The organism is Streptomyces sp. NPDC088400, from assembly GCF_044753355.1.
Taxonomy (GTDB): Bacteria; Actinomycetota; Actinomycetes; order Streptomycetales; family Streptomycetaceae; genus Streptomyces.
Map to the genome: position 1 here is coordinate 529421 of NZ_JBIVMZ010000003.1, position 22500 is coordinate 551920.

A 22500-nucleotide genomic window follows, 5' to 3' on the forward strand; every position below is an offset into this window, starting at 1 on the left:
TTCGTCTTCTCGGATCCGCGGCACCGGGGCTCCGGCGTCGGGGCGGGGTGGAGTGGGGTCGAGCAGAAATGTCAGAGTTCGTGCGACGGATGCTCGTCCGGAAGGCCGGAGGCCGGATCCGAGCCCCTGGCCATACCGATCAGGAGCAGGGCCAGCTGGGCGCCGGACGGTCCCAGGGCGTCCAGGTAGTCGCGCAGTACGGCGTTCTCCCGCGCCAGGTCCGTACTCGCGCGCCCGGCCGCGCGGCGGGCGCGCTGCAGGCGCCGGTCCTCGCGCAGACGCAGCCCGATCAGCCGGATGATGTCGCTGTCCAGCTCCCGCAGACGTTCGCGGTGTTGTTCCACGTCCTGATGGGCGGCGTCCCGCCGCGCCTGCGCCGGGCGTTCGCTCATGTCAGCTCCGCCCCGGCGGCCAGGTCGCGCAGCAACCGGCGGTAGGCCGTGGCGACCTCCGCCACGAACGAGGCGGAGGTGCTCTGCGGCCGGTACCCGAGAACGACCTCCGCGCCGCCGTCGGTCTCCGGCCATATCTCCGCCTCCAGTTCGTGCAGGGCGTGCGCCGTCGGCGGTCGTACGAAGTCGGCCGTGCAGCCTTCGAGCACGAGGTGCCTCGGTGGGACGCTCTGCAGAGCGAACAGCGTCTGGAAGAGCGGGTGTCGGGAGCGGTCGCGTGCGGGATCGGCCGCGAGCCGTACGACGTCCTCGAACGGTACGTCCTGGGCGGCCAGCGCCGCGTGCACGCCGTCCAGGAGCGCGGGCAGGGAATCCGTCGTACCGTCGCCGGCCGGGCGCGTACGGAAACAGACGACGTCGATGAGGCAGCCGACGGCGTCGGCGGTGTCGGGGTGGTACCGCTTGGCGATCGGTGCGCCGACGGCCAGATCCCGGTCGCCGGTCACCACGGCCAGCGCTTCCGCGTAGGCCGCCAGCGTCACCGCGAAGCGGGTGCTGCCCCAGCGGTGGGCGCGGGTCTCCAGCGCGGCCCAGTCCGCCGCGGAGATCCGGAAGGCGGGCGAGGACGCCGTGCCGTCGCCGTCCGGGCCCGGCATGGTGAGCGGGGGTACGCCGGTCAGCTCCTCGGACCAGAACGCGCGGTGCTTCTCCAGCCCGGTCTCGTCGACCTGCGCGCGACAGGCCGCGAGGACGGCCGCCAGCGGCGCGGGGGGCCCGGCGTCCGTCGGCCGCCCCCGGAGGCGGGCTGCGTAGGCGGCGGAGAGGTCCTCGGCCAGCGGCCGTACCGAGTCGCCGTCGAAGGCGATGTGGTGGGCGACGATGCCCAGCAGCCACTCGTCGCCCGACGCCAACGGCGCGATGACACACCGCCAGGTGGCGCCCGCCCCGATGTCCAGCGGCTGTCCGAGCGCGTGGCGGAGCGCCGTCAGTCCCGCGTCCCGGTCGGCCGCCGGGTCCAGTTCCCGTACGTCCACGGGAGCATGCGGTACGTCCAGCAGCGCGACGGGACGCCGGTCGAAGACGTAACGGGCGTGCAGCGACTGGTGCCTGCGGTGCACGTCCTGCGTCGCGGCCCGGAAGGCCTCCGGGACGAAGTCTCCGGTCACGCGCCAGACCAGCTCGCAGTGGGCCGAGGTGTCGGCGGGGTCGAGCTGGTGTGCGTACAGGAATCCGCTCTGGGTGGGCAGCAGCGGCAGCGGCTCGCCGGACGCGGGCAGGGCCTCGGCGGCGCGGGCTCTGTCCGCTTCTGTCCTGCTCTCGATCCAGTGCGCCAGCTTCCGCACGGTCGGGCCCGCGATGAACACGGAGGCCGGGACGGGGACTCCGGTGCGCGCGCCGATCCGTACGCACAGACGGGCGCCGTCCAGCGAGTCGCCGCCCAGTTCGAACAGGGAGGTGTCGTACGGAACCGCGTCATCCGTACGCAGGGTCTCGGCGAAGGCGCGCGCCACTTCGCTCAGCACCGAGCCGTCATCATCGGGCCGGGTACCGCCGGGTCCGCTGCCGCCGGGCCCGGTGCTGTGACCTTTGCTGTGCCCGGTGCCGCGCCCCGCCCGGTGCCGCGCGCCGGTGGTCCGTCGCGTCACCAGTTCCAGCAGGGCACCGGTGTCCAGCTTGCCGTTGCCGGTCAGCGGGAACGCGTCGACGGCGGCGAGCACCCTGGGCACCAGGTAGTCCGGCAGCCGCTTCGCCAGCGCATCGCGCACGGTCCGCTCGCTCACCGTCTCCCCGTCCATGACGGTGTACGCGGCGGCCAGCCCGACGCAACCGCCGTCCTCCATCAGGGGGATGACGGCGCATCGGCGGATTCCCGGCAGCTCGGCCACCCGGGCCTCGACCTCGCCCGGCTCGATACGGTGTCCGCGCACCTTGACCTGACGGTCGTCGCGGCCCGCGTAGTGCAGCACCCCGTCGGCGGAGAGGTGACCGAGGTCGCCGGTCCGGTATATCCGGCGCGGACCATCGAGTTCGATCTCCGTGAAGCTCCTCGCGGTCTGCTCGGGATTCGCCAGATAGCCGTTGGCCAGGCCGGCGCCCGCGACACAGATCTCGCCGGTCACGCCCGGCGGGCACGGCCGCGACTCCCTGTCCAGGACGAACACCTCGGTACGGGGCACGGGGCGGCCCAGGGGGATCTCCCCGTCGTCCGTGAGGTCGGCGGACGTGATCCGGTGTGTTGTGGTGAAGACCGTGCTCTCGACGGGTCCGTAGCCGTTCACCAGGGTGGTTCCGGGGTACGCGCGGACGAATCGGCGGACGTGCGCGGGGGACAGCCGTTCGCCTCCGGCCATCAGTTGCCGTACGCCGTCGAAGCAGCCCAGGTCCTCCTCCACCAACAGGTTGAAGACCGAGGCGGTGAGCCAGAGGGTGTTCACCCCCGCTTCACGGACCAGCGTGCGCAGGGCGTCCGCGGTCAGGTAGGGCTCGTCGATCAGCACGCTGGTGCCGCCGCCCAGCAGCACCGACCACAGTTCCAGCGACGCGGCGTCCCACGGCAGCGGGGCGGCCTGCGGCATGACCGTGCCGGGGCCGATACCGACGAAGCGGGCCGGGCTGAACAGCCGTACCGTACCGGCGTGTGGGGACAGCACCCCCTTGGGGCGGCCGGTGCTGCCCGAGGTGAAGAAGACACAGCAGGTGTCCGTCTCCCGGACGCGCGGGGCGTCGGGGCCGACGGCGGGCGCCGCGACGGCCGCCGCCCGCGTGAGGTCGTCCTCGGGCACCCACACCGGGCGTGACCAGCCTTCCGCGTGCTCCGGGACGGCGGCGATCAGGGATGCGTCGGTCAGCTCCGCGAGCTCCGCCGCCCGGGGGCGGGGCCAGCGCGGGTCCATCGCCGCGTAGGCGGCGCCCAGTTTGAGCACCGCGAGCAGGGTCGCCACGAACCGCGGTGACCTCGGCATCAGCACCGGCACGATGTCACCCGCGCGCACACCGGACCGGGCCAGCGCGGCGGCGAAGGCGTCCGAGGCGCGGTCCAGTGTCCGGTAGTCCACGGCGGTGTCCCGGTGGATCAGCGCGATGGCGTCCGGGCGCTCCGCCGCCCGTCGCCGGAAGATCTCATGAATGACACCCCGGCCGTCTTCCGGGTCGTACCCATCCGTCATCGCACCCCTCCGGACTCCAGCCGCCCCGGCTGGTCGTGTACCTCTAGCGGTTCTTCCGATGCTTCTTCGTTCCCGGCGCGGGATGCTTCTACGTTCCCGGCGCCGGATGCTTCTGCGTTCCCGGCGTCGTACGCGTCCCCCGACACCCGCACCACCCTTCGCGCTTGCGGCAACTGACGGCCCAACAGCAGCGCACCGGGGATACAGGCCAGAGCGCCCAGGCCCAGAACCACCGCCAGCGGCCAGGTGTGGCCGCCGGCGAGCAGCCGGCCGCCCAGCAGCGGGCCCAGGACCAGGCCGGCGGACATGGCGGCGGAGTAGGCGCCGTTGTACCGGCCGCGTACCGCGTCGTGCGCCAGGTTGTTGACCAGCGTGGGCAGCGCTACGGCGAGCAGCGCCTCGCCGACGGCGAAGACCGCCAACGCGCCGATCACCAGGGAGGCTTCGACCGCCGTACGCTCACTCACCGTCGCCAGCAGGAGCAACAGCCAGCAGCCGGCCCAGGTGGCCGCCGTGACAGCGAGGAGCACGGCGGGCCGGCCCCGGGAGATCCGGGTGATCGCGGCGAACTGGATCAGCACGATGCAGCATGTGTTGGCCACGAACGCCCACGCCATGATCCGGGCGTCCATGCCCCGTACCGCGACCAGCCCCGGGATGCTGGACTCCAGCTGCCCGTACCCGACCACCATGAGCGCGACGGTGAGGACGAGGACCTTGAACAGGCCCCGGTCGCGCAGGACCACTCCGTAGCCACGTTGGCCGGTGGCGGGGACGGTGGCGGAAGCGGGGCCGGTGGTGGGAGCGCGGGCGCTGCCCTTGCCCGCCGCGACCGGATCCCGCTGCCGGCCGATCGCCAGGACGAGTACCGCCCCGGCCACCAGGAAGGACAACCCGTCACAGACGTAGAGCAGTTGGAAGCGGCCGGGGTCCGCGGTCGAGGCGAAGATCCCTCCCAGCACACCGCCGAGTCCGACCCCGGCGTTGAGCGCGACGAACTGCAGTCCGAAGGCCGTGGAGCGGGTCTCGCCCTCGGTTCTCTCGGCGATGACGATGTTCCATACGGAGACCATCGCGCCGTGCGCCAGCCCGTAGGCCAGCCCCGCCAGGACGGCGCCCCACACCTCGGTCACCAGGGCGAATCCGGCCGTGCCCACGGCGGCGCTCGTCATGGCCGCGGCGGCCGTACCGCGTACGCCGAAACCGTCGGCGAGCCGCCCCGCCAACGGGCCGCCGACCAGGGCCGCCGCCGCGATCACCGAGATGATGGCGGTGGCGGTGCCCACGGACAGCCCGCGTACCTGGGTCAGGTACAGGACGAGGAACGGCTGCACCAGGCCGGTGCCCACCGCGCTGATCAGGTTGGCGCCCATCACCGCTCGCGTACGCGGTGGCAGCTTGCGCAGGGCGGCCACGGACTGGATGCTCACGACCGGCCGGCTCCCCCGGGTCCTGCGGCCGGGCCGCCGCCGGCGGCGGTGACCGCGGCGCTCACGGCGCCCAGCCTGGCGTCGTCCAGCAGTGCGCCGAGCCCCACCGAGACCCCGAACTCCTCGCGCAACCGCTGCACCAGGGCCATGGCCTGCATGGACGTACCGCCCAGCGCGAAGAAGTCGTCCTCGGCGCCGAGTGCGCCACCGGCCCCCGGGCCCGCGCTCTGATCCGAGGCCCCACTCAGGTCCGAGGCCCCGCTCGGGTCCGGGACCGCACCCGGGTCCGGGACCGCACCCGGGTCCGCACCCGGCGCCAGTTCCAGGTCCAGGTCCAGGTCCAGGTCCAGGATCTCCCGCCAGATTGAGGCGACTCTCTCGTCGACCGACGACATGATGGCTCAGCCCTCCACGGCACGTAACAGAACAGCGGCGAGATGCGCCGCACTTGATCCCAGCAGGACGACGACTGGGTACGCCGACCGCGTGGTCGCGGACTCCGTACGGTCGATGAGATTGATCAGCGGATCGCTGCCCAGGCAGTGCGCGACGCGCCCCACGTTGTCCTGGTACAGCTGAGAGGGCGCGAAGCCGGCCTCGCCCAGGAAGACCCGCAGGGTGTCGGCCGCGAGATTGCTGGGCAGCACCGCCGCGACCTCGGGCGGCGTCAGTCCGGTCGCCGACCACAGATCCCCGAACAAGCCTTGATACAGGCCGAGTTGCGCCTTGAGCTGCCGACCGGCGGGGCCGGGGGCGAAGAGGTCGTACGAGACCCGGCGGGCGCCGCCGAGGATCTCCCACCCGCCCGGCTCCGCGGACACGACGGCCGCGGCGGCTCCGTCGCTCGCGATCGCCGAACCGCCGAGGATGACCCGGCTGCCCGGCTGCGCCGTACTCACCAGGTCACCCGAGACCACCGTCACGACCTCGGCCGCTCCCGAACTCACCATCGCGGCAGCCGTGTTGAGGGCGGTGGTGGCGGTGGAGCAATCGGCGAAGCCGAGTGTCATCGGGTAGGCGCCACGCATTCCCAGGTCATCGAGCAGCCTCGCGACGGCGGCCTGGGACGCCTCGCCCCTGGGCAGCGACTCGGTGGCGAACAGCACGGTGTCGACCGCCGCCGGGTCGGTACCGGCGGCGTCCAGCGCGGCTTCCATGGCGGGGCGCAGCAGGTCCAGGATGTCGCCTTCGGCGAGACGGTACTCGTCGAAGGAGGCCCCGGGGCGGGGCGGTTCCTGTGTGTACTCGGGTAGTTCGGCCACCTTCAGCCGCCGGGCTCCCAGGGCGGCGCCGCAGCCGTTCAGGTAGGCGGTGCTCATCCCACCCCCTCCGTCGGCGCCGGCTCCCCGGTCGTACGGAACGTTCCGCCCTCGAAGACCAGGGGCGGCGCCTGGCGCAGCGTCTCGCAGTCCCGCACCGAGCCGACCACGATCACATGGTCGCCCACCGCGAGGAACCGGGCGGAGTCACAGGTGAAGTGGGCCAGCGAACCGGGCAGTCGCAGGCCGCCGTGCGGGGATTGCCGGCCGGTCTCCACCCCGGCGAATCCTTCGGGTCCCACCGGGCGGTCGGGGTCGGCGAACTTCTTTGCCAGCGAGGCCTGTTCGGCCGCCAGTACGTTGACCACGAAGCCGCCGTACCGCTCGATCAGCGCTCTGATACGGGCGCCCGCGCCCAAGGAGAAGGACACCAGGGGCGGGGCGAGCGACAGGGTGCCGAAGGAGTTCACGGTCATGCCGTGCACCTCCTCGCCCCGTCCGCTGGTGACGATGGTGACCCCGGTGGGCAGGCAGCGGGCGACGGCGCGGAGCGCGTCGGCGGTGACCGGACCGGCCGCGACCGGACCGGCCGCGACCGGACCGGCGGTGGCCTGGGCCGCGGTTCCGGCCGCGGTTCCGGCGCTCAGAAGGCTCCCTCCGGCACTTCGGGCAGGGCCCTCGCGCCCAGCAGTACGGCCGCGAGATGGGAGATCCCCGCGCCGAGCAGCACCAGATGGCCGTCGGCGGCGTCGGCAGTCGACGTACCGGCGGACTTGGCCTCGGCGAGCCGGTCGGCGAGGTTGATCAGCGGATCACTGCCCAGGCAGTGCGCGATCCGCCCCACATTGCCCAGTGCGAGCCTGTCGCCGCCGTAGCCGACGTCGGAGAGATAGATCTCCAGCACGTTGCGGGCGAAGTTGCTGGGCAGTACGGCGTGTACGTCCTCGGACCGGAACGGGTGGTGCGCCGCGAGGCGGGCGAACAGCTCGCGGTGCGCGGCGACCCGCGAGGCCAACTCCCGCCTCGCGCCTCCTCCGTTGCCGATCCCGGACGAGGTGTGGTGGGCCATGCCCAGCACCGGCAGGCCGGCCGCGGTGGCCGACACCAGCGCGGCGGCGGCCGCGTCGCTGGCGATGGCCGCGCCGCCCGCGACGACGCGCTCGCCGCCGGTGGCATGGTCGGCGAGATCGCCGGAGACCACCAGGACATGGCGTGCGCTGCCGTCCCTGACGAGGGAGGCCGCGGTGCCCACGGCCGCCATGGCGGTGGCGCAGTCCATCAGGCCGAGCGTGCTCGCCGTGGCCCGGGTCAGCCCCGCCTCGGTGAGGAGTTCGGCGACATCGCGGTGTACCGAGCGGTCGCGCGGCAGCGAGTCGGTGGCGAGCAGGACCAGGTCGACCTCGTCGCCCGTGACTCCCGCGTCGCCCAGGGTGCGCTGGACGGCGACGGCCATCAGCTCCACGACGGGCGCGTCCGACCAGCGGTAGGTGTCGAACCCGGCCGCCGGGGAGGTCAGTTCGGCGGCGATCGCCGGATCGGCGAGGAGTTCCGGCAGTTCGGCCACGGGGTCGGTGTACTCGCCCAGCTCGTAGGCCGGGGCGCAGAGCCGCGCGGTGATCATCCGTGTCCCCCTTCCGCGGCCTTCCCGGCTTCCGCAGCCTGCCCGGGTACCCCAGGTTCCCCGGGTACCCCAGGTTGGGCGGCCTCCCCGGCGAGCGCGGTGAACCGCTCGGCGATCCGCCGCACGGTGGGCTCGTCGTACAGCTCGGTGTCGTACTCCAGCCAGCCCTGGGCACCGTCCGGGCCCGGGTACACGGCCAGCGTCAGGTCGTAGCGCGCGGTGCCCTTGTCCAGGTCGTCGGTGACCGCGCGGGCGCCCTGGATCTCCCGGCCGCCCTCCCCCAGGTTGTCGAAGACGAAGACGGCGTCCAGCAGTGGATGGGTGCCCGGCACCCGGCGCCGCTCGGAGATCAGCTCGCCGGGGTAGGAGGCGTGGGCGAGCCCGGCCCTGGTCGCCGTGCGGGCCGCCCGGGTACGCGCGGCGTGCGAACCGTCGCCCGCGTCGCGCAGCCGCACCGGCAGCACATTGAGGAGATAGCCCACGACATCCGTGGTGCCGGGCCGGTCCCGGCCCGCCGTGAACGTACCGAGCAGCACGTCGTCGCGGCCTCCGTACTCGGCGAGCGCGGCCCAGGCGACGGCCAGCCATCCGGTGTACGCGGTGGTCGCCTCGCGCTTGGCCGCGGCGGCGATCCCGTCGGCGACCTCGCGGGACAGTGTGAAGTCCACCCGGGCGCCCATCCGGCCGGTACCGGAGCCGCGCGGCCGGTCGGTGGGCAGTGGCGGCGGTGCGTCGGCGACCTCGGACTTCCAGTACGCGGCAGCCGCCCGGCCCGCCGTGCTCTCCAGCCAACGCCGCTGTTCGTGCGCGAAGCCGCTGAAGGCGGGCGCGGCGGCCGGCCCGGTGTCCGCGGGCCGGGCCAGTTCGTCCAGCAGCAACTCGAAGGACCAGGCGTCGAAGACGAGGTTATGCACTACGACCAGCAGCCACGCCTCGTCGGCCGTACCGCCCGCCGGCGCTCCCCCGGCCGCCGCCCCCTCCGCGAGCCCGACCCGCAGGAGCGGGCCGTTCGCCAGATCGAACGGTTCGGCCGCCAGTTCGCGAGCGAGGGCGTGCGCCTCGTCGGCCCCCACGCAGCGGGTGCGAACCAACCGGGGCGGCAACTGCGGATGCACCACCGGGCGGACACCGGCCACAGTCCCGTCTCCGGTCCCGTCCCCAGTCGCGCCGGTCCCGTCCCCAGCCTCGCTGGTCTCGTCCCCGGTCCCGTCTCCGTCGCTCTCGAAGGTCGTCCGCAGCGCCTCATGCGCCTGTACGAAACCGAGCACCCGCTCGGCGAGCAGGTCGAGGTCGACGGGAGCGCCGGTGAGGCGGACCACCTGGCAGACCACGTCCACCGGACGCTCGGCCACCCAACGGCGTGTCTCCCACAGCCGTAGTTGACCAGACGTCAATTGATGAGACGTCAAGTCATGCTGTTGGCCGGGCACTTGCGGAATGCGTTCACGTATCAGGGCCCGCTGCTCGGGAGTGAGAGCGGCGAGGCGGGCCACGAGGTCGGCGGTCACGCGTAGCGCCTCCGGAGTTCGTTGAGGTGGCTGAGACTCTGCACGACGAGGTCTTCGTCGACGCCGAAGTCGATCAGACAGGCGATCTCGTCGACCCCCATGCCCTTGAACCGGTCGACGACCTTCACGCAGGAGTCCGGGGTGCCGAGCAGTGCCCCCTTCTCGAAGTACTTGTCGAAGGCGAACTTGATCAGCTCGTCCTGGTCGCCGGCCGAGATGTCCCGCACCCCGGCGCCCGGCGCGAGGTTCTTCTTCTGCGAGTCGATGACGGTGAAGAAAGACCGCAAGTAGTCGCTGAAGGGGGCCTGGACGGTCTCCCGTACCTCCTCCAGATCCGTGCCGATGAAGGTGTGCAGCATCAGCGTGACCGTGGTGCTCTCGGGGTCGTGCCCGTATTCCTCAAGGGTCTTGTAGTAGAGGGCGAGCTTCTCGCCCAGTTCCTCGTTGGTCATGTCGATGAGCGCGGTCAGCACATTACAGCCGAGCCGCCCCGCCGTCTCGAAGGTCTCGGGGCTCTTGGTACAGGTGAGCCAGATCGGGAGTTCGGGCTGTACGGGCTGCGGGTGCAGCTCCACCTCGACATGGTTGCCCAGGCCGTCCTGGACATAGACCGGAGCGCCTTCCCACAGCTCGCGGATGGTGGTGACCGCCTCGAAGGTGCGCTGCCTGCGGTCCTGCCAGCCGTCCGGTTTGATGGCGAAGTCCAGCGGGCTGAAGCCGGTGGCGAGCGCGATGCCGGCGCGGCCCCGGGAGAGGTTGTCGACCACCGCCCATTCCTCGGCCACCCGGATCGGGCTGTGCAGCGGCAGGATGACGCTGCCCGCCCGGATCTGCAGGCGCTGGGTGGCCATCGCCAGACCGGCGCCCAGCACCGAGGGGTTGGGGTAGAGACCGCCGAAACGGTGGAAGTGCCGTTCCGGGGTCCAGATCGCGGTGAAGCCGTTCTCGTCCGCGTAGCGGGCCGCGTCGAGCACGAACCGGTACTTGTTCTTCTCGTCGCCGGAGAAGAAGATCAGGCTGAAGTCCACGGTCAGCGCTCCTGTTCCTGCCGGTCAGTTGCCTGTTGGTCTGTTCCCTGCTGGGCGGTTGCCCGCTGGTCGGTTGTCTGCTGATCCGTTGTCCCCTGGTCCGTTGCCTGTTGGGCCTCGGCCAGCAGTCGTTCGATCTCTTCCGGTCCGAGCCCGGACAACTCGGCCGCCAGGGACTCGATGTCGTCGTCGCCGGGCCCCGCATCCGCACGCGCACCGGTTCCGGCCGCGGCACCGACCGCCGCCTCTCCGGCCCGCGTACGGGTGTCGATCCGCTCCTGTACGAAGCCGGCCAGCGCCCGTGGCGTCGGCGCCCCGAGCACGTCGGCGAGCGGCACCTCGGCCGAGAACTGGTCGCGGAGACTGGACAGCAGCCGCACGATCAGCAGCGAGTCACCGCCGAACTCGAAGATGTCGCCGTCCAGGGGGATTTCCTCGCTGCCCAGCGCGCCCCGCACCAACCGCAGGATCTGGTCGGTCAGCTCACCCGCCCCGTCGTCCCCCGTACCGTCACCGGTGTCGCCGGCCGCCGTGACGCCCGTCGTCGGCCGCGCGATCCGCTCGTCGCGCACCCACTGGTCGAGCCGGTGCCCGATGTCCCAGGTGGAGACCGCCACATGGGAGACGTCCCGCAGCGTCAGCAGCCGTCGGATGGCCTCCAGGCCCTCCTCCGGCTGGATCGCCTTGTCGTCCATGCTCCGGCCGATCGCGGAGATCGCCCGTTTCTCGTCCTGGTGGTGCTGCCAGACGTCCCAGGCCGCGCTGATCCACACCGTACGGTCCAGGCCGCGGTTGGCCCGTTCGGCGGCGGCGTCCATGAAGTGGTTGGCGGCGCCGTATCCGAGGAGGCGCAGTCCGCCGAGTACGCCGGCCAGCGAGGACAGCAGCAGGCAGAAGTCCACCGGGTGGTCGGCGAGGACCCGCTCCAGCGCGATCTGGCCGTGCGCCTTGGGCGCGAAGTGCCACTGGCACTGCTCGACGCTCGCCGCGGTGATCGCCCGGTCCCACTGCTCGCTGGGCAGTCCGGCCGCGTGCACCACACCGTCCAGCGCGCCGAAATGCGCGGTGACCCGCTCCACCGCCGCTCGCAGCGCGTCCTCGTCGGCCACATCGGCGTGGACGAGGAACGGCTCGGCGCCGTCGGCCGCCAGGGCGCGCAGCCGGCTGATACGCAGCGCCGTCCCGTCGTCCTTCTCGTGCTCGGCCAGCCATGCGTCCCAGCTCTCGGCCGGCGGCAGCGGATCGCGGGTGAGCAGCGCCAGCCGGGCGCCGGGGCACTCGCGGCGCAGCCAGCCGGCGACGGTGGATCCGATCTCGCCCAGTCCGCCCGTGATCAGGTAGACGCCCCCGTCGCGCAGGCGGGAGGCGGCCTTGGCGGTCCAGTCGGCGCGTACGGGTTCCATGTCGGTGATCCAGCGGGTGGCGCCGCGCAGCGTGGTGGCGATCTCGGGGCGGCGTACCCCGGCCAGTTCGGTGGCCAGGGTGCGCAGCGACCGGTCGTCCGGGGTCGCGGGGAGGTCGAAGTGCCGGGAGCCGATGTTGCCGTGTTCCTGGCCGATGACCCGGGCGGCGACGGAGAGGGAGACCAGTTCGGCGGCCGGCTCCGGCTCGGCCGGGCTGATGGCGTAGGCGCCGGCGCTGATGAGGTCGAGGTACAGCGGCCGGGTGACGCCGTGCTCGCTGAGCGCCTTGACCAGTGCGATCAGGCTGTAGAGGCCGTTTCGCTGGGCGAGTTCGAAGCGTTCCTTGCCGAGTTCGGCGGGCAGCGGTTCGGTGGACCAGGCGTGCACCACGCGGTCCGGCAGCCGGTCCTCGGCGAGCAGGTCCCCGACGAGCCGGGTGTGGTCCTCCTCGGAGTCCGGCCGTAGCGTCCAGGTGTCGCCGTCGCGTCCGTAGGCGGTGCCCACGGTCACGGTGAGCACCTCGCCCGCGAAGGCGTGCGCGGCCAGCCGTGCGGCGGTTCCCCGTGCGTCGGCGAACAGCAGTACGGGGTCGGCGACGGGCTCGGCGGTCGCGTCGAGCGTGCCGACGGCCTGCCGCCACACCGGGGCGGAGAACCACTCGTCCACGGGCAGCTTGCGTACGGCCGTGCCACCGCCGCCCGCGCCGGTGAGCGGTCCGCTGCCGGACTCGACCCAGTAGCGGGTCCCTTCGAAGGGGTAGGTGGGCAGTGGCACCCGGGCCCGCCCCCGGTCCGCGTAGAAGCCCTGCCAGTCCACGCTCAGGCCGGCCGCCCACAGCCGGCCGAGCGCCGCGGTCACCGCGGTCAGGTCGGCGCCGGCGTCCCGCCCGCGGGCCGCCGAGGTGAGGACGGGCACGCCGGTCTCGCGGTCGGGGTGCCTGCGGGTGAAGGTGGCCAGCGTCTGGCCGGGCCCCACTTCGAGGAAGACGTGGTCGCCGTCGGCGAGCACCGTGGCGAGGCTGTCGGCGAACCGTACGGTCTCGCGCAGATGCCCGCCCCAGTAGGCCGGGTCCGTCGCCTCTTCGTCGCGTATCCACGTACCGGTGCGGTTGGAGAGGAACGGGATCCGGGGACGGCTCAGTCCGACGCCGCGCAGCACCTCGGTGAGCGGGCCGACCGCGGGATCCATCGTCGCCGAGTGGAAGGCGTGCGAGGTGACGACCTTGCGGTGTGCCACGCCGTCGGCGCTCAGCCGACCGGTGAGCTCGCGGACGGCATCCTTGGTGCCGGCGACCGTACACACGGCGGGCTCGTTCACCGCGGCGAGCGCGACCTCACCGCCTTCGAGGTACGGGGTCAGCTCCTCGGGCGAGAGCATCACCGCGGCCATCACCCCGCCCGGCAACTCGTCGACCAGCCGGCCGCGCTCCGCGATCACCCGTAGCGCGTCGGGGAGTTGGAACACCCCGGCCAGGGTGGCGGCGACGTATTCGCCGACGCTGTGCCCGATCAGCGCGGCCGGGCGGATGCCCCAGGCCATCCACTGCCGGGCCAGCGCGTACTCGACCGCGAACAGCGCGGGCTGGGTCAGCCGGGTGCGGTTCAGGTCGTGCGTCTCGCCCGTGTATCCGCGCGACCGGGGGTGGAGGGCGTCCCGCAGATCCAGGCCGAGGTGCGGACGCAGCAGGTCGGCGCATTCGTCCAGCACCGCGCGGAATACGGGGAGTTGGGCGTACCAGCTCTCGCCCATGCCGGGGTGCTGTGCGCCCTGGCCCGGGAAGAGCAGGACCATCGGGCGGTCGGCGGGCTGCCCGGAGTCCTGGTGGGTGAAGCGCGGATCGGCGGTGCGCAGGGCGCGGACGGCCGTGGCCCGGTCGGGGGCGGTGATCACGGCACGGTAGTTGAAGGTACGCCGGCCGGTGGCGAGGGTGTACGCGGTGTCGTCCAGGGCGGTGTCGCCGAGGCCGCCGGTACCGGGAGCGGCCTGGGACTCGGCCGCCGGGTCCGGCTCGGACCCGGTCGCCTCCAGGTGGTCGGCCAGCTTCTGACGCGCGGTCTCCAGCGCGGCCGGGGACTTGGCGGAGACCGGCAGCAGCACCACCGGCGAGGCGGGCGCGCTGCCCCGGGTCTCGGGGCCGGCCGCCGGGGCCTCTTCCAGGATGACGTGCGCGGTGGTGCCGCCCATGCCCGTGGAGGTGATCGCGCAGCGCAGTGGGCCGCCGTCCGGGGACTGCCAGGGCTCGGCCCGCGTACCGACCCGGAAGCGGGTGCCCTCGACGGCACACTGCGGGTTCCACTCGGTGAAGTGCGGGGTGGGCACCAGGGTGCGGTGGTGCAGCATCAGGACACACTTGATCAGTCCGGTGACGCCGGCCGCCGTGCTCAGATGGCCGAGGTTCGCCTTGACGGATCCGATGGTCAGCGGCGGTGCGCCCGCCACCTGGTAGGACTGTGCCGCCGCGGCGAGTTCGATGGGGTCGCCCATCCTGGTGCCGGTGCCGTGCGCTTCCAGATAGCTGACGCTCGCGGGGTCCACGTCGGCCACGGCGAGTGCCTCGGCCAGTACGGCGGCCTGGCCGGCGACGCCCGGCGCGGTGTAACCGACCCGGTCGGCGCCGTCGTTGCCGATCGCGGAGCCGCGCAGTACCGCCCAGACGGTGTCGCCCTCCGCGAGCGCGTCCTCCAGCCGCTTGAGCACGACGACGCCGACGCCGTTGCCGAAGACGGTGCCGTCGGCCTCCGCGTCGAACGGCCGCACGGTCCCGGACGCGGACGTGATCCCGTCGGTCTCGTGGACGTAGCCGGCCTCCTGCGGGAAGCGCAGCGCCACCCCGCCCGCCAGTGCCGCGTCGCACTCCTGCGCCAGCAGGCTCTGCATCGCGAGGTGTACGGCGACCAGCGAGGTGGAGCAGGCGGTCTGCACCGAGAGGCTGGGGCCGGTGAGGTTGAGGTGGTAAGAGGCTCTGGTGGTCAGGTAGTTGGTGTCGTTGCCCATCAACGCGGACAGGTCCTCGCGCATCCGGGGCAGCGAGCCGTTGAAGCCGCGCTCCCCGGTCAGCACGTTGTTCAGCAGATAGGTGCTGCTGAGCGCGCCCGCGAAGACGCCGATCCGGCCGGGGTACTGCTCGGAGTCATGGCCGCTGTGCTCCAGGGCCGACCAGGAGGACTGGAGGAAGAGCCGCAGCTGCGGGTCCATCCGCTCGGCCTCGCGAGCGCTGAGGTAGAAGAACGACGCGTCGAAGAGATCCGCGTCCTCGACCACCGAAGCGCGCCGGACATAACGGGGGTTGGCGAGCGACTCCGGTGGCACTCCCGCGGCGCGCAGCCGCTCCTCGTCCACATCGGCGAGGTGTTCGGTGCCCGCCAGCAGGCCGCTCCAGAACTCGGCCTGGTCGCGGGCGCCCGGCAGACGGCAGTCCAGGCCGACGACCGCGATCCGGCCGTCGAGGGCGGCGTCGGTGGGGGCCGCCGTGGCGTCCGTCTCACCGTAGGGACGGTCAGTCACAAGTGCCTCCTGAGGTGCGGTTGTCCGGGAACGGGGGAGCGTTTCGGGTACGGGCCGCGGCGCGGCGGGCACCGTGGGCGGTGCGGCGGCGTGCTCCCCGGGCGACGCCCGCAGCCGAGTCCTGCCGGCCGCTCCCGATGAGCCGCGCCAGGCCGCGGACGGTCGGCGCGCGGTACAGGTCGGTCATCCGCAGCGCGGGCGCGAGGGTGCGAGTGAGCCGCTCGTGTACGGCGGCCACTCGCAGCGAAGTGCCGCCCAGGTCGAAGAAGTTGTCGTCCAGACCGACGGCGCCGACGTCCAGCACCTCACGCCAGGCCTCGGCCACCGCCCGCTCCAGCGGCCCGGCGGCGACGGCCTGTGCGGTGGCCCGCGCCGGTTCCGGTGCCGCCGTCGGGTCCGGCAGTGCGGCCCGGTCGATCTTGTGATTGGGCGTCAGAGGCAACGCGTCCAGCAGCACGAACGCGGTCGGCACGGCGTGGTCGGGCAGCACGTCCCGTAACGCGGCCCGCAGCGCGGGCGGTTCGGGCATCTCCCCGTCGGCCGCCACCAGATACGCGGCCAACTGCCGTTCTCCCAGCCGGTCGTCGAACGGCATCACGACCGCCTCGCGCACCTGAGGCAGGCCCTTCAGCGCGCTCTCCACCTCCCCGGTCTCCACCCGGATCCCGGAGATCTTCACCTGGAAGTCGCGCCGCCCGATCAGCAGCAGCGTGCCGTCGTCCAGCCGCCGGGCGAGGTCACCGGTGCGGTAGGTGCGGCCGTCCGGGACCGCGCCCGGTGCGAGATAGGGGCTCTCGACGACGATCTCGCCCTCGCCCGGCCCCGGCACCGGGCGGCCCTCGGCGTCCTCCAGCCGTACGGCCGTCTCCGCCACCGCGAACCCCAACGGGAAGACCCCGGTGGGTGGTTGGTAATCCCGGTCGGCGACCCGCAGCAGGGCGCAGGAGCATTCGGTGGAGCCGTATGCTCCTGCGACGCGGCAGTGTGATCCGAAAGCCCGCCGGGCCGCGTCGAGGTCGGCGAGGTGCAGGGTGTCCCCGCCGAGCGCCAGCATGCGCATCGCGGGCAGTTCGGTGCCGCGTGACTCCATGGCCCGTACCAGCGCCCGGAAGACGGGGAGCGTGGAGTGGTAGACCGTGACGCGCTCGGCGGCCATCCAGTCCAGCAGGCCGCTGATCCCCAGGGACTTCAGGTCGACCGGGTAGAGCGCGGCCCCGTTGAGCAGCGCGGCGAAGGTGTCCTGGACGGCGGAGTCCCAGCTGTACGCGGACTGGAGAGTGACCCGGTCCAGCGGGCCGATGCCCAGTCCGTCGGTCCAGGCCCGGGTGTGGTGGAGCACGTTGCGGTGGATCTGCCTGACGGGCTTGGGCCGCCCGGTGCTGCCGGAGGTGTAGAGAACGTACGCCTCGCTGCCGGGATCCACCGGTACGAGCGGCACGCCGTCCTCGCCCATGCCGGCCCCGGCCCCGTCGGTCGTCCGTACCAGGTCCTCGTACGCCAGCACCTGCCGGGCACCGGCGATCCGGCGGGCGGCCGGCGCGTGCGCCGAGAGGGCGACGAGTGCCCGTATGCCCGCGTCGTCGGCCATGAGGCCGAGCCGGGGTTCCGGGTAGGCGGCGTCCAGCGGTACGTAGGACATACCGGCCCGCAGCACCCCGAGGAGCGCGGCGATCATCTCCGCGCCGTGCGAGAAGAGCAGGCCGATCCGGTCGCCGGGTCGCAGACCCGCCGCTGTGAGCGCGGCGGCGACCCCGGCCGAGCGCGACGCGGTCTCCCGGTAGGTCCAACGGACCTCGGGAGTGACCACGGCCTCGCGTTCGGGGTGGGCGGCGGCCTGCTCCAGGAAGCGGCGCACCAGTGTTCCCGCGCTCCGCGCGGTGGGGAACGGCCGGTGTCCCGTGGGCACTTCGGACACCTCGGTCACCGCCCGCGCCACCGCTTCGGGACCGACCGCCATCGTGTCAGGGTCCGTCACGAGGTGGTGCTCCCCTCGGGCGGGCCGTAGCCGAAGAGGACGGCGGGGTGCGCGGGCCGCTCCCGCAGCTGCGCGTACGCCTGCGCCGCCCGGTCCAGCGGAAAGCGTGGCAGCCCCATCGCGGCCGGTCGGACAGCACCGGAGTCGATCAGGTCGAGGGCTCGCTGGAGGTTCTCGGTGACCGTGCTCTCACCGTCCGGCGCCGTGACGTCGCGGAGTCCGCGCGCGTACGAGGCGTCCCGGTATCCGGCGCCGCAGCGGGCCGCGTACCGGATGTCGAGGTTGCCCAGTTCCACACTGAAGTCGATGTGCGCGGCGAACCGGCCGACGCCGACCAGCCGCGGCCGGCCGGGTGCCCGGCTCGCCCAGCGGGCCGCGGCGGCGATCGTGTCGCCCGCGTCCCCCGTACCGCACAGGAACACGCACCGTCCGCCGGTGGCGCCCGCCGGCCGCTCCTCCTGAAAGGTCTCCTCCAGGAAGCTCCGGCCGTCGGCCACGGCCAGCCCGAGTGCCGCCGCCGTACGCAGCCGCTCGGGGCGCAGGTCCACCAGCGTGACCGGCACACCGTGCGCCGCGGCGGTCTGCGCGACCAGCTGTCCGACCATGCCGGCGCCGATGACGGCCACCTCGTCGGTGGGTTCCAGCGTCGCCCGGTCCACCGCGTGCACGGCCGTCGCCGCCAGGCCCGCCACCACCGCGTCCGCCAGGTCCAGGGCATCGGGGACGCGCCGGCACAGCCGGTAGGGGACGGTCACCGCGTCGCTGTGCACGGCCTCGCCCCAGCCCATGGCGATCACCCGGTCGCCGGGCGCGTATCCGGGAGCGTGCGGGCCGACCGCGTCCACCACCCCGGCCGAGCAGTAGCCGAGGGGAAAACGCTCCCCGGTCCGCGCGCTGCGGTCCAGATAGTGCAGTTCGGTACCGGGGCTGACCAGGCTCCACGCGGCACGCAGCCGCACCTCGCCGCGTCCCGGCGGCTCACGCCGTACTTCCTCCACGATCGGCCCGGCGGCGCCGTTCGCGACCAACTGCCGTACCGGTAAGCCACTTTCGGCCGGTTCCCCGGCCGTCTCCGGCTCCTGTTCCCCGGCCGTCTCCGGTTCCGATTCCCCGGCCGTCTCCGATTCCGTGCGCGCCGCCGGAGCGCTGTGCACCGCCGTCATTTGCCGCCCTCCTCTTCCGGAGCCGCGATCCACCGCTCGTCCGGCACGATCTCCAGCTCTTCCCGATAGCCCGGTATCGGCCCCAGCGGCACCGGCCCGCCGGACCGCTCGTAGGACGCCCGCCGGTTGCGTTTGCGCTCCAGCCCGAGATTGAGGCCGGTCAGGTCCACCGGCGTATGGCTGAGCAGCTTTCGGTCCAGCCCCACGGCGACCGCTTCCGCGCCGGCCCGGGTACGGATGAACACCCTGCCACGCTTGGCCTGTCCGGAACCGGACACACTGGCGGCGAAGATGTTCGGATCCCCGTCGCTGACACTGACGTCGGCCAGCCCGGACATCCAGTCGCCGCAGGACAGACAGCGGTGTGTCTTGTTACCCGCGAAGTCCCGTACCGCGCGCCAGAATTCCACCCGGTGATCCGCGCCGTCGTCCGTGCGGATGCCGATGTCGCCGGGATAGTCGCCCTCGCGGTAACGCAGCCGCACCACGGAGTCGAGCGGGACCTGTGCCCGTTCGCGGATCACGGCGGCGGTGCCCTCGGGGCGCGTACTGGACGAGCAGGCGGGTTCGATCAGGAGCACCACGTGGTCGCGCGCCCAGCGGCCCGCCTCGGTGTCCATCGCCTGGAGCTTGCGCATGGCCTGGATGTGGCAGGCCACGCCGGTCATGGCGACCCGGGCGTCCGGCTCTTCGAGCATGAGCTGCCGCAATTCCCCCAAATAGGGGGCGAGTTGATAGGTGGACTGGGCGGTTTCCACCAGCTCGTCGGGATGGCGTACCAGTACGGGCGCGGCCCGCCAGGGCTCCTGCTCGTCCCGGCCCATCGAGAGCACCGCCGTCACCCCCAGCTCCGTCAGGGCGACCTGGAGCAGGGCGGTGAGGCTGCCGCCGCTCGCGGACGCCTCGTAGACCGCGGGGTCCAGGGCGTGTCCGGCGACCACCTCGGAGAAGACCCCGGTCCAGCGCTCCTGCGGGGTCCGGGTGCGGCCGAACAGCCGTTCCTCGGCTGCCGGGGTGCCGGGGTCGGATCCCGGACACACGTCGAGGCAGTCGGTGCACTCCCCGCAGTCGGAGGCGGTCCAGGACTCGACGGTGAGCACGGGCTCCAGCCCGTCGAATCCGATCACCCCGGCCGGGCAGGCCAGTTGGCAGACACCGCACACGGCGCACAGCCCTGGTGCCAGTACGTCCTTCTCCAGCTGGAGGAACGTCATATTCGTCCGCCCCCGTGCGCCGTGTCTCCCGCGGCCACGGACCGTGGTCCCGCCTCCGGCGCGGACTCGGCCCCGGCCACCGCCGCCGTGATCGCCTCCGTCATCCAGCGGTAGTCGCTCTCCGCCAGCAGGGCGGGCGGCACGATCTTGACCGTGGCGCCCTCCGGGCCGCCACCGAACAGCAGCAGCCGCTCCCGCAGCGCGCCAGCGGTCACCGCCTTCGCCAGTGCCGGGTCGAAACTCCCCTCGCGTACGCAGTCGAAGGCGCCCAGCGCCCCGGTCGTACGGACGGAGCGCATCCACGGGTGGCGGGCGGCCAGTTCCAGCAGATCGGTACGCAACCGCTCGCCGAGCGCCCGTGCGCGGCCCGCCAGGTCCTCGCGCACGACGATCTCCGCGACGGCCGCTGCCGCCGCGCAGGCGACGGGGTGGCCGGAGAAGGTCGAGGTCTGCACGCTCGGCGGCAGCGCGTCGAGCACCGCTCGCTCCCCCACCACCGCGGCGACCGGGAAGCCGTTGCCCAGCGTCTTGCCGAGCAGTGTCAGGTCCGCCTTCTCGGTCATCAGCTCGGCGGTGAACAGCCGCCCGGCCCTGCCCAGTCCCGTATAGATCTCGTCCAGCACCAGGAGCGCGCCTCTGGAGTGCGCCTGCCGGGCGATCTCGTCCAGGATCACGGGCGGTACGGCCAGCACCCCCTCGGTCACCTGGACCGGTTCGACGACCACGGCGGCGGTGCCGCCGCGCAGATCGGCGGCGTCCAGCGCCGCGGACAGCCCGGCCGCGAAGCCTGCCGCCTCGTCGGCCGCGTCCTCGGCCCGGGGGTCGGGCAGTTCCGCGGTGACGACATGGTCCGGTCGCGGTCCGCCGTACGTCTTGAACTCCGCCCGCCAGGTCAGCGCGAGCGCGCCGGCGGTCTTGCCGTGGTAGCCGTGGCGGAAGGCCAGCACGGCCTGGTGGCCGGTGGCGGCCCGCGCGATCTTCAGCGCGGATTCCACCGCCTCGGCACCGGTCGCGGTGGGCAGCACCGTCGGCTCCGTGTACGGGGACAGCGCGCCGATCCGCTCGATCATGCGCCTGCGGGCGTCCGAACCGAGCTTGCAGCCGGTGTGGGTGAGGCGGTTCAACTGGGCCACCGCCGCGGCCGTGACATCCGGATGCTGATGGCCCAAGGTCGCGGCCCCGCTGCCGGCCGTACCGTCGAACCAGGCGGCGCCGTCCTCGGTGTACAGCCAGGGGCCACTGCCGGTGGAGAACTCCGGCCCGAGGGTGCTGCCGGTGGACCGTGCCTCCACCGCGCCCCGTTGTCCGCTCTCCCGGTTCCGTACATCGCCCACCGCGCCGCTCACTCCCTCGGTCATCGCTTCGGTCATCGCCGGCTGTCCTCCGCAATCCGGGCGCCGATGGCGCGTTGCACGTCGGCGAAGTCGGGAAACGAGGTGCGATGGCAGGCTCCGCCGTGCACCGTCGTGCGTCCGGGAAGGCGTATGCCGAGTGTCGCGGCGGCCATGGCGATGCGGTGGTCCTCGAAGCTCGGTACGGTCCCGGCGCGCAGCGTGGCGCCCCCGGACACCGTCAGCCCGTCCGCCGCGACCTCCACCCGGGCCCCGAACGCGCCGACCATGCGCGCCGTCGTCGCCAACCGGTCCGTCTCCTTGAAGCGCAGCTCCTCGGCGCAGCCGATCCACGACGTGCCCGGCAGGAGGGCGGCGACCACGGCGAGCAGCGGTACCTCGTCGATCAGCGCGTGCAGGACGGCGGGGTCGTCGACCCGTACCGAATCCAGGCCGTCCAGCCCGCCCCTGGCCACCACCGTCCCGGTGGGCTCACCGCCGCTGGTGGACCGCTCGTCCTCGTACGAGATGTCCGCACCGGCCCGTCGCAGCACCTCGAAGAATCCCAGCCTGGTCGGGTTGAGGCAGACACCCGGCACCCGTAACGCGTCGCCGTCGCCCCACATCAGATGGGCCGCGACGGGATAGGCGGCGAGTGAGGGATCGGCGGGGACGTCGATGACGGGCGGAACCCTGTACGGCCCGCCGTTCCAGGTGATCTCGCGTTCGGTCCGGCTCAGCCCCGCTCCGAACGCGGCGAGCATCCGTTCGGTGTGGTCGCGCGAGCGGACGGGATGGCTCACGGTCGCCGGCAGCCCCGCCGCGGCCACCGCGAGCAGCACCGCGGACCGTGCCTGTGCGCTGCCCACCGACAACCGCACCGCTCCGGGTCTGCACACCGGTTTCCTCACCAGTACCGGTAAGCGCCCCGGGTCGCCCAAGTAGTCTATTTCGGCGCCGAGTTCGGCCAGTGGGTCGACAATCCACTCCATCGGCCGGTGCCGCAGCACCTCGTCCCCGTCCACCACGGCCCGGGTTCCGGTCCCGGCCAGCACTCCGATCAGCAGCCGCGCCGCGGCGCTGGAGCCGCCGGTTTCGAGATACGGCGCGTCGCGAGGCCAGGTGTCGATCCCGGGATGTCCGCGAACCGGCTGCGGCACCGGTCGGGCACCTCGCCGCACGGTGAGGGTGTGGCTCTCGATGTCCACCCGTAACCCCAGGGCGCGCATGGCGGGGAGTAACGCCCGTACCGCGCCGCCGACATTGGCGTTCCGAACCGTGAGGACGGCGGGGGCGCCGGGCAGCAGTGCGGCCAGCAGTGCCCGATGGCTCACCGACTTGTCGCCCGGTACGGCGACGGTCAGTGACCCGTGGTCGCGTAACTCCCTGCCACCGTCCACCACGAGATGTGGCGCTTTCGTGGCCGGCCTGTCGAATTCCCGGACCGCTTCGTCGCCGGCTCCGCGGCCGGCTTCCTGGACATCCTTCCGGGCCTCAAGCACACC

The 22500-nt window shown here is 72.9% G+C and carries 15 protein-coding genes; all 15 read right to left on the minus strand.

Annotated features, from left to right (window positions below; genetic code table 11):
- Window positions 1–71 precede the first annotated feature (71 nt).
- From ACIQD6_RS09890 to ACIQD6_RS09960, 15 genes are read right to left on the minus strand one after another with little or no spacing between them, the layout of a single operon-like run.
- The gene (locus ACIQD6_RS09890; protein ID WP_401880280.1) at window positions 72–392 is read right to left on the minus strand and encodes a hypothetical protein; all 321 of its coding nucleotides are present in this window, start codon (window positions 390–392) and stop codon (window positions 72–74) included.
- On the minus strand, window positions 389–3559 hold the full coding sequence (locus ACIQD6_RS09895) for an amino acid adenylation domain-containing protein (RefSeq protein ID WP_401880281.1): 3171 nt from the start codon (window positions 3557–3559) through the stop codon (window positions 389–391). Before ACIQD6_RS09895 ends, ACIQD6_RS09890 begins: the two co-directional genes overlap by 4 nt.
- A complete protein-coding gene (locus ACIQD6_RS09900; RefSeq protein ID WP_401880282.1) occupies window positions 3556–4989 on the minus strand; it encodes an MFS transporter in 1434 nt (477 codons plus the stop codon). Before ACIQD6_RS09900 ends, ACIQD6_RS09895 begins: the two co-directional genes overlap by 4 nt.
- The gene (locus ACIQD6_RS09905) at window positions 4986–5384 is read right to left on the minus strand and encodes a phosphopantetheine-binding protein (protein ID WP_401880283.1); all 399 of its coding nucleotides are present in this window, start codon (window positions 5382–5384) and stop codon (window positions 4986–4988) included. The genes ACIQD6_RS09900 and ACIQD6_RS09905 overlap by 4 nt, the downstream gene beginning before the upstream one ends.
- Before the next feature lie 6 nt (window positions 5385–5390).
- Entirely contained in the window at window positions 5391–6308 is a 918-nt protein-coding gene (locus ACIQD6_RS09910) for an acyl carrier protein (RefSeq protein WP_401880284.1), read from the minus strand.
- Window positions 6305–6895 carry a flavin reductase family protein gene (locus ACIQD6_RS09915; RefSeq protein WP_401880784.1) on the minus strand — a complete coding sequence of 197 codons (591 nt, stop codon included), beginning with the start codon at window positions 6893–6895 and terminating at the stop codon, window positions 6305–6307. The genes ACIQD6_RS09910 and ACIQD6_RS09915 overlap by 4 nt, the downstream gene beginning before the upstream one ends.
- Window positions 6892–7869, minus strand: a complete 978-nt coding sequence (locus ACIQD6_RS09920) for an acyl carrier protein (RefSeq protein WP_401880285.1) — start codon at window positions 7867–7869, stop codon at window positions 6892–6894. The genes ACIQD6_RS09915 and ACIQD6_RS09920 overlap by 4 nt, the downstream gene beginning before the upstream one ends.
- Window positions 7866–9377, minus strand: coding sequence for a condensation domain-containing protein (locus tag ACIQD6_RS09925; RefSeq protein WP_401880286.1), 1512 nt, complete (start codon window positions 9375–9377; stop codon window positions 7866–7868). The genes ACIQD6_RS09920 and ACIQD6_RS09925 overlap by 4 nt, the downstream gene beginning before the upstream one ends.
- Window positions 9374–10405 carry a MupA/Atu3671 family FMN-dependent luciferase-like monooxygenase gene (locus ACIQD6_RS09930; RefSeq protein ID WP_401880287.1) on the minus strand — a complete coding sequence of 344 codons (1032 nt, stop codon included), beginning with the start codon at window positions 10403–10405 and terminating at the stop codon, window positions 9374–9376. The genes ACIQD6_RS09925 and ACIQD6_RS09930 overlap by 4 nt, the downstream gene beginning before the upstream one ends.
- Before the next feature lie 2 nt (window positions 10406–10407).
- Window positions 10408–15312, minus strand: a complete 4905-nt coding sequence (locus tag ACIQD6_RS09935) for an SDR family oxidoreductase (protein WP_401880288.1) — start codon at window positions 15310–15312, stop codon at window positions 10408–10410.
- Window positions 15305–17287: a non-ribosomal peptide synthetase gene (locus ACIQD6_RS09940; protein WP_401880289.1), complete on the minus strand. Its 1983-nt coding sequence runs from the start codon at window positions 17285–17287 to the stop codon at window positions 15305–15307. Before ACIQD6_RS09940 ends, ACIQD6_RS09935 begins: the two co-directional genes overlap by 8 nt.
- Complete coding sequence (locus tag ACIQD6_RS09945; protein ID WP_401880290.1) at window positions 17284–18450, minus strand: zinc-binding alcohol dehydrogenase; 1167 nt, start codon at window positions 18448–18450, stop codon at window positions 17284–17286. Before ACIQD6_RS09945 ends, ACIQD6_RS09940 begins: the two co-directional genes overlap by 4 nt.
- Window positions 18447–19664, minus strand: a complete 1218-nt coding sequence (locus ACIQD6_RS09950) for a Coenzyme F420 hydrogenase/dehydrogenase, beta subunit C-terminal domain (protein WP_401880291.1) — start codon at window positions 19662–19664, stop codon at window positions 18447–18449. The genes ACIQD6_RS09945 and ACIQD6_RS09950 overlap by 4 nt, the downstream gene beginning before the upstream one ends.
- Entirely contained in the window at window positions 19661–21034 is a 1374-nt protein-coding gene (locus ACIQD6_RS09955; RefSeq protein ID WP_401880292.1) for an aminotransferase class III-fold pyridoxal phosphate-dependent enzyme, read from the minus strand. Before ACIQD6_RS09955 ends, ACIQD6_RS09950 begins: the two co-directional genes overlap by 4 nt.
- Window positions 21031–22497, minus strand: a complete 1467-nt coding sequence (locus ACIQD6_RS09960) for a 3-phosphoshikimate 1-carboxyvinyltransferase (RefSeq protein ID WP_401880293.1) — start codon at window positions 22495–22497, stop codon at window positions 21031–21033. Before ACIQD6_RS09960 ends, ACIQD6_RS09955 begins: the two co-directional genes overlap by 4 nt.
- Window positions 22498–22500 lie beyond the last annotated feature (3 nt).

Bases quoted from the DNA above. Each gene is read 5' to 3' on its own strand.
- ACIQD6_RS09950 (WP_401880291.1), bottom strand. From the start codon at position 19,664: ATGACGTTCCTCCAGCTGGAGAAGGACGTACTGGCACCAGGGCTGTGC.
- ACIQD6_RS09920 (WP_401880285.1), bottom strand. From the start codon at position 7,869: ATGATCACCGCGCGGCTCTGCGCCCCGGCCTACGAGCTGGGCGAGTAC.
- ACIQD6_RS09895 (WP_401880281.1), bottom strand. From the start codon at position 3,559: ATGACGGATGGGTACGACCCGGAAGACGGCCGGGGTGTCATTCATGAG.
- ACIQD6_RS09910 (WP_401880284.1), bottom strand. From the start codon at position 6,308: ATGAGCACCGCCTACCTGAACGGCTGCGGCGCCGCCCTGGGAGCCCGG.
- ACIQD6_RS09945 (WP_401880290.1), bottom strand. From the start codon at position 18,450: ATGACGGCGGTGCACAGCGCTCCGGCGGCGCGCACGGAATCGGAGACG.
- ACIQD6_RS09955 (WP_401880292.1), bottom strand. From the start codon at position 21,034: ATGACCGAAGCGATGACCGAGGGAGTGAGCGGCGCGGTGGGCGATGTA.
- ACIQD6_RS09905 (WP_401880283.1), bottom strand. From the start codon at position 5,384: ATGTCGTCGGTCGACGAGAGAGTCGCCTCAATCTGGCGGGAGATCCTG.
- ACIQD6_RS09890 (WP_401880280.1), bottom strand. From the start codon at position 392: ATGAGCGAACGCCCGGCGCAGGCGCGGCGGGACGCCGCCCATCAGGAC.